This window comes from Bacillus sp. ISO11 (assembly GCF_003458115.1).
GTDB classification, from domain to species: domain Bacteria; phylum Bacillota; class Bacilli; order Bacillales; family Bacillaceae_G; genus Bacillus_A; species Bacillus_A cereus.
Map to the genome: position 1 here is coordinate 15,714 of NZ_QXCO01000028.1, position 12,412 is coordinate 28,125.

Genomic DNA, 12,412 nt, shown 5'->3' on the forward strand with positions numbered 1-12,412 from the left:
ACATAATTTAAAGAAGGTGACATGATTGGAACAGTCAGCACATGAAGTAGCAAATTGGCAATATTATTTTGCAATTGCCGTATTTTTAATCACGTACGGATTTATTATTTCTGAGAAATTGAATCGTGCTGTAATCGCACTATTCGGTGCTGCTATTATGATTATTTTTGGAGTTGTAGATTTACATACTGCTTTCACATCACATATTCAATGGGAAACGATTACCCTTTTGATTGGGATGATGATTCTCGTACATATTACGAGTCAATCAGGCGTCTTTGAATTTGTGGCCATTAAAGCGGCAAAAGCAGCTGGCGGAAAACCGATTCGCATTTTATTATTACTATCCCTATTAACTGCTGTCGGATCAGCATTTTTGGACAATGTAACGACTGTTTTATTAATCGTTCCTGTTACGCTATCCATTACACGTATTTTAAAAGTAAATCCTGTGCCTTATTTGATTTCAGAAGTGCTGTTTTCAAATATAGGCGGAACAGCAACATTAATCGGTGATCCACCTAATATTATGATTGGATCAGCAAACAAGCATTTAGACTTTAACGCCTTTTTACTTAACTTAGCTCCAATCGTAATTATTATTTCTATCGTGACACTTGGCATTATTTACTTCATGTATCGTAACAAACTAAAAACAACACCTGAACAAATCGAAAAACTAATGGCATTAAACGAAAAAGATTACATTAAAGATCAAAGCCTCCTTTTAAAATCTATTTCGATTTTAGGACTAACTATTTTAGGCTTCGTACTTCATTCGATTATTCATGTAGACGCTGCTGTTATCGCGATGACAGGCGCTACACTTCTTATGTTAATCGGCGTGAAAGAACATGATATTGAAGATGTATTTGCCCATGTTGAATGGGTAACCATTTTCTTCTTCGCCGGATTATTTGTTCTCGTTGGCGGGTTAATTGATATCGGACTTATCTCTTCACTTGCAAGAGAAGTAATCGACGTAACAAACGGTGACATCGGATTCGCAGCTATACTTATTTTATGGGTATCTGGCATCGCATCTGCGACAATCGACAATATCCCATTTGTCGCAACGATGATTCCTCTTATTCAAGACTTAGCTACAGGACTCGGACTATCTGTCGATTCTCCGCAAATCGAAGTACTATGGTGGGCGTTATCTCTTGGAGCTTGCTTAGGAGGAAATGGAACACTAATCGGTGCATCTGCAAACGTAGTCGTTGCGGGTATTGCAAAACGTGAAGGACATGGCTTCTCTTATATGGACTTCTTAAAAATTGGTTTACCATTAACTATTGTTGCACTCTTGTTATCACATGCTTATATATATTTACGTTATTTAATGTAAAAGTTGTATTGCATGAAATTATGTCGTCAAATACAAAAGGTTTGCAGCATGCGTGCTGCAAACCTTTTTTCGTTCACCAAAATATACCGATAATTGCTAATCCACCCAATATCATACCACCAATTTGTCCAACGATTGCTGGTGATAATTGAACACCTTTTCTTACTTCAACAACCGGTCTTTCATGCCTTAATTGCTGCACTTCACTTTGAAGTTGATGTACACTTCCGTGTAATTCTTTAATTAATTCCTTTAATTCAGCGACCTCTTCATTTACTGGTTTACTTTTTTCTAAATTCATTTTTCATGACTCCTTATAAGTTCAATCAGTACATTGTAAAAATTCGCCAATTATCATTATATCTCCTGCATACTACATATATAATTTTGAATGTACTTTCTAACCTTGCAGCTCTATCCATTCATCCCGCAATATCCCCATAATGATACGATCAAAACACTTCCCATCTCTTTGAACCGCTTCTCTCATACAGCCTTCCATCCGAAAACCCATCTTTTTATACAACTCAATAGCAGCTTTATTATAAGAAATAACATCAAGACCGACGCGGTGTAAATTCAATTCATAAAAAGCATATTTTAAGATAAGATAGATCGCTTCTCTTCCATATCCCTTCCCCCTATCATTCGCATCTCCTATACCAATAGCTAATAAACCCGTTCTGTTATTCCACTCTATGCCATGAATTGCAACAAAACCAATTAAGCGATCATCTTGAACTGTCCTTAACATGAAAGAAACACTATTCGATCTCCGTCCCTTTAATAGCCCATCACTTGCTATTTCTTGTATCGATTGCGGGAATGCTACATCTGTATCTACATTCCTTAAATACTCACTATCTTCTTACCACATAGCCATTACTTCAGCATCTGCTTCTCTAATAGCTGATAATTTAATCGTTTTATTTTGAAAAAGATTCATTGTCATTTCAAACTCCCCCTTTTAAATAACGGGGATACTTACAATAAGCGCTGACATTGGCACATCTCCTCCATATTGAATTAACTTCATTGTATAATTTTTTATTTATTCTAACAATAATAGAAAGGCCCTCCAAATTTAGAGGGCCTTTCCTAATAGCAAAACTATATTATTTCGTAAACATTTTCTCCGCTTCATCCATTGCCATTTTGTTTCCTAAAGCAGAATAGTCCAGCCATGGTTGATCATTGATAATGTATACGTGCTTGCCTTTAACTGCTTTTAAGTCTTTCCAAATTGGCGTTTCTTGAAGTTGTTTAAATGCTGCTTTTGCTTTATCATCTCTATTTACAACAACGAAAATCGCATCTGCATCAAAGTCAGGTAATACTTCTTGTGAAATGACTTCGAAAGGGCGATTTCCATCAATTTTCTCTACACCATTTGCAGGTTGTAATCCTAAGTCTTGGAATAAAATTGGTCCCATCGGTCTTTTTGTACTAAATACACGTAATTCTTTTGCAGTAACGCGAATTGCCATTACTTTTTCGTTATTACCTAGCTCTTTATCTATTAAACTTTTTACTCGTTTTGATTGCTCTTCGTAATCTTGAATATATTTATCTGCTTCTTTCTCACGGTTTACAAGTTTACCAACTTGTTTTAAATGATCTCTCCACGTACCTTCATCTAAATTGAAAGAATGTGTTTTTGCAATTTTTTCGTATTTCGCTAAATCTTTGCCCGCGTATTTTTCATCCACATAAATGTCAGTTGGCTTCAATTGAAGTAACGCTTCCATATTCGGATCTGTTACAACACCAAGTTTCTTCGTATCTTTCAACTGCTCTTTTGCGTGCGGTAAGAAATCTTTTAAATCTCCGCCAATAACAGAACCTACTGGTGTAATTCCTAATGCAAGTAAATTATTTGTTAAATGAATGGACATAGAGGCGATTTTTGGATCATTACTTTTTTCCGTTTTTTTCGTTGCCTCTTCATTAGCTTTCGTTTGACCACATGCTGCTAATACTAAAATACACATCATGCTAAATAAAATAGTAAGTTTCTTTTTCATATGTTCTCCTCTTTGAAGTATTTATTTTGTTTTTGTAAGTAAATAAAGAAAATACGGTGCTCCTAATGCCGCCACTACTACACCAGCTGGAATAGAGTTTGGCTCAAATATAGAACGACCTATCGTATCTGCTAGCACTAAAATAATCATTCCGATAATGCCAGCTAAAGGAAGAAAGTGTTGATATGTAGTACCTACTAACTTCCTTGCGATATGCGGAGCAACTAAACCGATAAAACCAATCCCTCCTGCCATCGATACACTTGCGCAAGATAATCCAACCGCTGTAGCTAAAAGTAATAACCGTTCTTTTTGAACAGAAACACCAAGTCCTGCCGCTACACTATCACCTAGTGACAATGCATTTAACGTTTTAAATTTTAGCCACGCATAAGGGGTTAGTATGAAAATCCAAGGTAATAATGCAAGGACATGAATCCAATCCCTTCCCCACACGTTACCAACTAGCCATCTAGAAGCGAATGTATACGTCTCATCATTTAACTTGAGAGAGAAAAATAACGAAATTGCACTAAAACCAGCTGAAACTGCAATACCAACGAGAATAAGTCTAATGGGAAGTAAACCATTTGACCGATCACTCGCAAGTAAAATAATAAGAAATGCAGCTAATACTCCTCCGCCAAATGTAAATAACGGTATTAAAATGGATGCACTTTCATTAATAGAATGAAAGAATGTAACAAATATAATTAGCCCGAAAGATGCACCTGAATGCAGTCCAAGAATACCAGGGTCTGCAAGTGCATTACGGGATAATCCTTGCAAAATCGCACCGGAAATCCCAAGGCCAATACCAGCTAACATGGTGATTATAATTCTTGGCATACGATAATCATATAGCACGGTTGCGCTCTCAAAATCACCATAACCAAAAAGTGTTTGAATTACTTTAAGTGGCTCTATACTCAGTGTCCCTGTATTTAAGCTAAGTAAAATAACAGCGATACCAATACAACCGAATATTGTAGTTACAGTAATGGCTCTTTTTTTATCTGTGTTTAAAATCTTCTTCACTTACAACTCCCTCCCAACTTTACGTGCTATATAGAGGAAGAACGGAACTCCAACAAGAGCTACCATAATTCCTATCGCAAGTTCTTTAGGAGGGTTTACTGCTCTTGCTCCTAGGTCAGCTAAAACTAATAACATAGCACCTAATAATGCTGACATAGGAATAATGAGTCGATAATTAACACCAACTAATTTTCTAGCAATATGCGGAATAACGAGTCCTACAAATCCGATAGAACCAACAGCTGAAACAGATACACCTGCAAGAATGACTACTATAATCATCCCTAGTATTCTCGTTCGGTTCGTTTTCACTCCTAAATTTGTAGCAACATCATCTCCCATTGATATGAGTGAAATAGATCTCCCTAGCATTGTCGCAAAAATAATCGTTATAAGAATAATAGGGACTAAAAATTTCAAGTGTTCCCACTTAACCCCTGCAACACCACCAGCATACCAAAACGCTAAATCTTGGCTTAAATCATAATAAATCGCAACACCTGAACTTAATGAATGTAAAAGCGCTGCCATAACCGCTCCAGCAATCGTTAACCTCATTGGTGTTAATCCGCCTGATGTGGCCGATCCGATAATAAAAATGAGTACTGTACTTAAAACCGCTCCAATAAAAGAGACAATCATTAAATAGGAATATGGCATATGCGGAAAAAAGGCAAAACTAAGTGCTACTACAAACATCGCACCTGCATTTATTCCGAGTACACCTGCATCAGCTAAAGGATTTCGTGTTACACCTTGCATAACAGCACCAGCAACCGCAAAAGCTGCCCCTACAACTGCTGCACCAATTACTCTCGGGAGCCTTAATTCATAAATAATTTGGTGCTGTGTTAGTTTCGGATTGTAATCCAAAACCGCTCCCCACACCGTTTGTAAATGAATATCTTTTGCACCAAATGAAATGGCTAAAAATATAGATCCAATTAAACATAAAATTGTTAAGCTCATGAAACATATGAACTTAATATGTATCCAGCGGTTATTACCAGCATGTACAGTAGACTTATGTAACATGTTTCATTTCATCCTTTATATTCAGTTGTTTTTTATAATTATTTTTTATTTGTAATTATTATTGATAATAATTATCATTTTCATTTAGATATTATATCGCCACTTTTTTTAAATAGCAAACTATTTTTTCACTTCGCTAAATATTAAAATACTTATTACAATTCCCTTCCAAAAATTACAAATACACACAAAATAGACTACTAGCTTATTTTTAAAAGTGTAGTATACTTAATCATTATTTCGAGTTTTCAAATAAAAATACCGAAGGTGACCCAATGTTATATATAAAACAACTACTACACTTCACTTACGAGCAAGCATTATCTTGCTTATTCCCAGTCGTTATTTTCTTAACACTAGCCCTTTCAAAAATCGTTTCTATTCCAGGGTTATATCGCTATGATTTCATACTCATTGCATGTCTTCTTATGCAGTGGATTATGTACAAGACTGGACTTGAGACGAAAGACGAATTAAAAGTAATTACTGTCTTTCACCTCATCGGCCTTTTACTAGAAATATATAAAGTTCATTTCGGTTCATGGAGTTATCCTGAAGAGGCGTATTCAAAGATTTTTGGAGTTCCACTTTACAGCGGCTTTATGTACGCAAGTGTCGCAAGTTACATATGCCAAGCGTGGAGAAGGTTGCATTTAAAAATGCATCATTGGCCGAAAGCTATTTTTGCCGTGCCGTTAGGAGCTATGATTTACTTCAATTTTTTCACACACCACTTTACATACGATTTTAGATGGATATTAACTTTACTACTATTCATTGTTTTCTCTCGCACATTTGTACAATTTTCATTACAAGGCGTTACATATACAATGCCACTCGTTCTCTCCTTTTTCCTTATCGGATTCTTCATTTGGATTGCAGAGAACATCGCAACATTTTTCGGAGCATGGCAATATCCAAATCAACGGGAAGCGTGGAATCTCGTTCACTTAAGCAAAATTAGTTCATGGTTTTTACTCGTTGTTATTAGCATTATGATTGTTACACAACTCAAACATTTGAAAGAGTCGAAAAAATAATGCTGATTATGTAAAAATAGTTAGCCCATCACTCATTAGAAAGTGATGGGCTTTTTTACCTTCCTTATTAAAGTAGTTACATATTATGAGCTACTACTAGCAGAAGATGTTGCTGCAGATGAAGCGGCAATCGTTGCCATCATAGCTGCTTGTTGTGCTTGTATGAGGACTTCTATCATAGTTTGTAAACCTGTGTTGGTAGCTTTACTTTCCTCACCTTTCTGACTTACGAACAGTTGAATAGCAATAAGAATATTCGTATCTGTATGCCAACGGAATAATTTCTCCCCCTGCAGTTTTTCAATCAACGCTTTAATAGCATAAATCTCTTTTTCTCCATCTTCAAGTAACGCTAGTAGCCCGATTGCTGGATAATGCATCTGTTTCACTTTTACCTTTTCTTGTTTTAACAAATTCCATATGTTTGTACATGTTGCAACTAACATTTCTTCCCGGACATCCTTCTTTAGTGAAAGAATATGACTTAAAAACTGAAGATCATTCCCTTTACGCAAACCAGCTTTCGCTAGTTTCTGATACAGACGTTCTACACGATCCATAAGTGTTTCTACATTCTCTGATTGTCCTGCTAATAAAACCGCGAGCGGATAATCATTTGTACTTGTAAGAAAGAGGTGATCCTTTTTCATGCGTTTATATACTTGCATCGAACGCTGAATGTGCGCGCCATGCTGTTCATTTTCTTCTGTTAAAAGCACAGCTGCTGCGAGATAAGTAAATATACTCCGGCTAAAGCCACCAGTGACCAATTGTTCATATAAATCTAAAAACGTCCGAAAAGCTTTCTTGTAATCTGTAAAGTGAATATCTAATGTTGCGGCCACTACAAAACGATGATAAGACTTTAAGTATGAAAACATCCCTACTTGATTCTTAATATAACTACTAATTTCTAAAAAACGTTCGAGATTAAACAATTTATCACTACCTGCATACATAGCAGCAATCATCATTCCTGTTCGAGAATCACTCGTTTTCCATTTTAGTTCTCCCTTTAACTGTACATATGTATGTTTATATTGCTCTAACTTTTGCTCTAATGTAATCATAGTATTCACCCCTATTTCTAGTTCTTCTCTATCATTATACTTATATTCCATATTTAGGAATACTACAATTAATAATCACAACCTAAAAAATTATAAAATTCTCTAATCCTTCAAGAAGTTATACAAAAAAGGTAGATAATAATTTATCTACCTTTTTTGTATATATTATTTAACATTACAACTGTATTGCTTGTTATATGCAATTAAGACTAAAGAGCTTTAATAATACGTTCCATCGCCTTCATTTGCCCAATATGATCAGCTTCATGATAAAGCATCATACCGTAAAGCTCACCAACAGTTTCCAATCCTAAAAACGGCTCTGGTAGTTTATTTTCAAATGCTTCTGCTGGCATTTCGTTAATACGCTTTGCTTGTTCTTTTAATTGAGTCGTTAACACTTCTAATGATGGTCCTTCTGTTTTCCATTTAGATGGTCTTGATCCATATCCAAACATACCTGGATATTCAGTTGGTAATTGTTTGAATTCTTTTCCAAACATGAAAACTTCTGCTGCTGTTAACACGTGACCAATATGCCAACGAATTGTATTGTTAAAACCCTCTGGCTGCGTATCTGCAATTTTATCATCTAGCGTCTCCATAAATTTAAGTAATGCCCCGCGCGTTATTTCAAATTGTTTTAAACCCACTAGTCTATTCATGTTATCGTTCCCCTTCTTGATGTACAATTTATTATGAACTAAGAATGTTCAATTCATTAAAGTTTTACCTTGTTTAATCTATCAGAAATAAATAAGAAATACATCTAATATGCTTATTAAAAATAATAAAAAGGTTCCCTCCTCGTAAATATAGAATTACTTACTATGTAAATAAAAGAGGAGTGTACTTACATGTTACATATTTTAAAACAACAATATAATCTTATTAGCTCTACAAGAGAAACTCTATTTTCATTTTTGGAAGAAATCCCACTAGAAAAATTACATAGCACTGTTCCGAATTTCGGGAGCGGTGGCATTATAAAGACACATATTCATGTAGCCGATTGCTATCGATACTGGCTTGGATCATTCGCATTCAAACAAAAACGAGCAGATTTTTCATTCGCTAGTGATTATAAAATTGAGCATGCAGATGTGGAAAAAGTCCGTGCTAGATTTAAGTTAGTAGATGAGACTGTACAACGTTTTTTAGATGAATACAATGACCGTTGGCTCGAAAATATAGCAAATGAAGTAAAGTGGCAAAAAGAACCTTGGAGTACAACACCACTATGGCTTTTAACTCATACAGAAACACATGAATTTCATCATAAAGGACAAATTGTATCAATGGCTAGGCATCTTGGATATACTCCTCCTGATACAGACCTTAGTTAATTCAATGGTCCATGATTACTAAAAAAATTAGAATGAATACAATTCGAGCATGCTTTGAAAACCACTCAAAACATGCTCTTAAAATATTCTATCTTACATTCTCCATTTCCTCATCAATACCAAATAGTCTCCGCATAATTATATGCATCACTATTCGGAATGGCATGTTTCCCCTGCGCCTGTGCCTTTCTTGGATCTAAATCATATACCATTGGCGTATAGCATGATGTTTGCCCTTTATTTACAACACCATTTCCTCCAGCACTGTCGCAAGTGTATGCCTTTCCATCTGTTTTTCTTACAATTCTTGCATCAGCTTCATTATTATATACTGCTGGGCGGGTTACAGTAACTTTTGCCCACGCTGTCTTACACGTCGTGCTAAATTTTAATTCCACATAAGAATTGGAATCAATCCATTTCTTTTCTTTCGTTACTGCTGATTGGTCACAGCTATTGTAATACGGACTTTTTCCATCATACGAATGATCTTCTGCATATGCTTTATCATTACCAGTCGTACTAAACACACTAGTTAAAACGAGCAATGATAGACAAAAACATGCGCTTAGCTTTTTTAAAAGTTTCAAAGTATTCCACTCCTTTTTAATAGCGTCCTGTTTTTCCATAACCGTTATTAAACGTAACCGCCTCAGCCTCTGCTGTGTATCCGAAATCAGCAGTTAAATCAAATACCATTCCTGTATACGTGCTCGTTTGACCTGTTTTTATTGTACCGTTTCCCTGATTAGAAGTGACTGATTTTTGAAATACACCATTTTTGTATTTATTCACAACAGCGTACGCATACACTCCTCCAGACACAGCTGGTGCTGGTTGATCTAAAACAAACTTAGCCCAAGCTGCATGACATTTATTGCTGTAACGTAAATACACTGTCCCTACTTTTTTACTCCCTTCATACACAGCTGTAGACTTTGCATTAAATCCATCTGCATCACACGTTGTACTACCTCCGTATACTTTCGTTGTTGCTGGATTTTTCCCGTCATAGTAACTACTTAAATCAGTAGCAGCAAATGTACTTCCTTGGAAACTAAATAATAGCCCTACACTCGCTACACTTAATACACATACTTTCATTAACTTTTTAAACATTTTCAATTTCCTCCCTCAAAATAAGTACGTATAATAAAGACAATCTATCCCCTGTGTACGCCCCTCCTTTCATGCTTCCTAGAGGCATCTTACGGAAACGACTAAACGTTGTAAATTTCCTTATGATTATTGGAATATACGAAGAAATTTACGTAACCGTCTAAGAAAAAAAGTTGAGAAATACACATTTTATAGCATCCTTTATTTAAAACATAAAAGAACCGATACTTGTTACATGCAAGCATCGGTTCTTTATACAAAATTGCCATTTTTTCTTTTATATAAAATAAATATTTCTCCACTTAATCTGTTGTAAAAAACTCCCTCGTTACATCAATAAATTGCTGCAGTGGCGCTGTCATCCATTTATCTTTATGCCAAGCAATTTGTGTATAAATCGGTGAGATTTCATTTTCTAAATGTAACTCTTTTATCATCCCTTCTCGTATATCTTTTTCTACTACTATTGCTGGTAACACAGCTATTCCTAAATCTGCAATAACACATTGTTTAATTGCTTCGACACTAACGAACTCAATTTTATTTGCTGGATACACATCTTCTGTACGAAGTAGCTCTTCAAATAAAGTCCGGTACGAGCACCCTAGCTCTGTTAGCAACAACGTCTCACTTTCTAAATCTTTTGTAGAGATGGAAGCTTTCTCGAGTAAATGATGCCCTGAAGCAGCTACTATTTTTAATTCTTCTTTCATAAGCGGCTCCACATGTAAAGTATCTTCTGTTTTACATTCGTCCAAAATAAATGCAAGATCGACTTTTCCCTCCATCAATTGTTCCTTCGCATCTTTATTGGAATGTGCCGGTTTAAATATAAGTTTTATTTGAGGAAATTGTGCTTTAAACTTCTTTAATATAGAAGGAAGTCTATATGTACATTGACTCTCTTGCGCACCGATTATTAACGTACCTGCTATTTCTTCATCATCTTTCACAGCCATTTTTGCTTCGTTGCTGAGCGCAATCATCTTGTCGGCATATAGTTGAAACTTCCTACCTGCTTCAGTTAAGAAAAGGCGTTTTCCTAATCTTTCAAATAACGGCGTACCTAACTCAGCTTCTAACGTTTTAATTTGCGCTGTCACACTCGATTGAGCAAAGTTTAATTTCTTCGCAGTTTGTGTAAAATTCAAAGTATCCGCCGCTACTTTAAATGTAATTAATTGTTTTATCTCCATTTATCGTCCCTCTTTTCAATCGATATTCCCGATTGATTTCATCGAAATAATCCTCTTTGTCTATTGATATTTGTATTGTATGATAAAGAGCATCTACAAACAATAAAAATGGAGGTATTCCATATGAAAGCACTTTGTTTCGAACAGTTCGGAAATCCGGATGTACTACAATATAAAGAACTAAATGATCCAATCATAAATCCAAATGAAATTATTGTCCGCACGAAAGCAATCGGTTTAAATTTCGCCGACATTTATAGACGCCGCGGTGATTATCATCTCGCTGGTACCCCGCCTTTTATATTAGGTTATGAAGGGGCTGGCATTGTTGAAAAAGTAGGAGCTGACGTTACGAATATTAATCCTGGAGATCGTATTGCATTTGCTGATGTCCCATTTGCAAATGCAGAGCTAGTTGCTGTTCCGTCTGAGAAAGCAATTAAGCTTTTAGATTCTATCTCTTTTGAAACAGCCGCTTCTGTCTTATTGCAAGGTCTAACCGCACATTATTTAACGAAAGATAGCTATGAAATAAAACAAGGTGATATAGCTTTAGTACACGCTGCAGCTGGTGGTGTTGGGCAACTTCTTATTCAAATAATTAAACTACTAGGCGGAAAAGTAATCGGCCTAACGTCATCAAAAGAAAAAGCAAAGATAGCTACATTAGCTGGTGCTGATCACGTTTTTTTATATACGGAAGCATGGCATACAAAAGTAGTTGAAATAACAAATGGTGATGGAGTAAATGTTGTATATGAATCAGTAGGTTCTACATTAGAGGAGAGTTTTAATGCTACTAAAACTGGCGGTACTGTCGTATTTTACGGAATGGCCGGCGGTAATCCTGCGCCAGTTGATCCACGTATGCTTATGGATACTTCGAAAACTTTAACTGGCGGAGACCTTTGGAACGTGCTTACATCTTATGAAGAGAGAATAGAACGCTCCTCTCAATTATTCGAATGGATTGCGACCGAAAAATTAAAGATCGCAAGTTCTACTACATTCTCTTTACAAGATGGTGCCCGTGCTCATGAATTATTAGAGAGCCGAAAAAGCACAGGGAAGATTTTATTGATCCCATAATCGTTCCAATAAAAAAGGAAGCTAGAATGTATTTCTTTGCTTCCTTTTTTAACGTTATTTATGTTCAATTGTAAAGTGATAATAAAGTTATTTAATTCTGATCT

The 12,412-nt window shown here is 35.7% G+C and carries 13 protein-coding genes and 1 pseudogene; 4 read left to right on the plus strand and 10 right to left on the minus strand.

Going from position 1 to position 12,412, the window contains the following annotated elements; translation table 11 throughout:
* Window positions 1–25: 25 nt before the first annotated feature.
* The gene (locus tag D1166_RS23690; RefSeq protein WP_000437992.1) at window positions 26–1,351 is read left to right on the plus strand and encodes an ArsB/NhaD family transporter; all 1,326 of its coding nucleotides are present in this window, start codon (window positions 26–28) and stop codon (window positions 1,349–1,351) included.
* A 73-nt stretch (window positions 1,352–1,424) separates the two neighbouring features.
* Here D1166_RS23690 and D1166_RS23695 read toward each other — a convergent pair whose 3' ends face one another.
* From D1166_RS23695 to D1166_RS23715, 5 genes and pseudogenes are all read right to left on the minus strand, one after another.
* Window positions 1,425–1,652 (minus strand): coiled-coil domain-containing protein, encoded by a 228-nt coding sequence (locus D1166_RS23695; protein WP_001047523.1) that lies wholly within the window; start codon window positions 1,650–1,652, stop codon window positions 1,425–1,427.
* A 99-nt stretch (window positions 1,653–1,751) separates the two neighbouring features.
* A pseudogene (locus D1166_RS23700) lies at window positions 1,752–2,303 on the minus strand (GNAT family N-acetyltransferase).
* Window positions 2,304–2,466: 163 nt separating this feature from the next.
* The gene (locus tag D1166_RS23705; protein ID WP_000728224.1) at window positions 2,467–3,375 is read right to left on the minus strand and encodes an iron-hydroxamate ABC transporter substrate-binding protein; all 909 of its coding nucleotides are present in this window, start codon (window positions 3,373–3,375) and stop codon (window positions 2,467–2,469) included.
* 21 nt (window positions 3,376–3,396) lie between these two features.
* Complete coding sequence (locus D1166_RS23710) at window positions 3,397–4,413, minus strand: FecCD family ABC transporter permease (protein ID WP_000722672.1); 1,017 nt, start codon at window positions 4,411–4,413, stop codon at window positions 3,397–3,399.
* Window positions 4,414–5,448, minus strand: coding sequence for a FecCD family ABC transporter permease (locus tag D1166_RS23715; RefSeq protein WP_000902724.1), 1,035 nt, complete (start codon window positions 5,446–5,448; stop codon window positions 4,414–4,416). It lies immediately after the preceding gene.
* Between the two features lie 275 nt (window positions 5,449–5,723).
* Between D1166_RS23715 and D1166_RS23720 the strand changes: the two genes are divergently transcribed.
* Complete coding sequence (locus D1166_RS23720) at window positions 5,724–6,488, plus strand: DUF817 domain-containing protein (RefSeq protein ID WP_000965751.1); 765 nt, start codon at window positions 5,724–5,726, stop codon at window positions 6,486–6,488.
* Window positions 6,489–6,571: 83 nt separating this feature from the next.
* On the opposite strand, the gene D1166_RS23725 is transcribed toward D1166_RS23720, so the two are convergent.
* Window positions 6,572–7,609, minus strand: coding sequence for a DUF4003 domain-containing protein (locus D1166_RS23725; protein WP_100070331.1), 1,038 nt, complete (start codon window positions 7,607–7,609; stop codon window positions 6,572–6,574).
* 158 nt (window positions 7,610–7,767) lie between these two features.
* A complete protein-coding gene (locus D1166_RS23730) occupies window positions 7,768–8,223 on the minus strand; it encodes a DinB family protein (protein WP_001081117.1) in 456 nt (151 codons plus the stop codon).
* Between the two features lie 192 nt (window positions 8,224–8,415).
* Here D1166_RS23730 and D1166_RS23735 point away from each other — a divergent pair, with 192 nt between their 5' ends.
* A complete protein-coding gene (locus tag D1166_RS23735; RefSeq protein WP_000902395.1) occupies window positions 8,416–8,904 on the plus strand; it encodes a DinB family protein in 489 nt (162 codons plus the stop codon).
* 113 nt (window positions 8,905–9,017) lie between these two features.
* On the opposite strand, the gene D1166_RS23740 is transcribed toward D1166_RS23735, so the two are convergent.
* The 3 genes from D1166_RS23740 to D1166_RS23755 all read right to left on the minus strand — a co-directional run bounded on the left by D1166_RS23740 (window position 9,018) and on the right by D1166_RS23755 (window position 11,219).
* Window positions 9,018–9,494, minus strand: coding sequence for a DUF2690 domain-containing protein (locus D1166_RS23740; protein WP_001986411.1), 477 nt, complete (start codon window positions 9,492–9,494; stop codon window positions 9,018–9,020).
* Between the two features lie 16 nt (window positions 9,495–9,510).
* Entirely contained in the window at window positions 9,511–10,023 is a 513-nt protein-coding gene (locus tag D1166_RS23745; protein WP_000473747.1) for a YjfA family protein, read from the minus strand.
* Window positions 10,024–10,325: 302 nt separating this feature from the next.
* A complete protein-coding gene (locus D1166_RS23755) occupies window positions 10,326–11,219 on the minus strand; it encodes a LysR family transcriptional regulator (protein ID WP_000403877.1) in 894 nt (297 codons plus the stop codon).
* Window positions 11,220–11,342: 123 nt separating this feature from the next.
* On the opposite strand from D1166_RS23755, the gene D1166_RS23760 reads away from it, so the two are divergent.
* Entirely contained in the window at window positions 11,343–12,308 is a 966-nt protein-coding gene (locus D1166_RS23760) for a quinone oxidoreductase family protein (protein WP_000645241.1), read from the plus strand.
* Window positions 12,309–12,412: the final 104 nt, after the last annotated feature.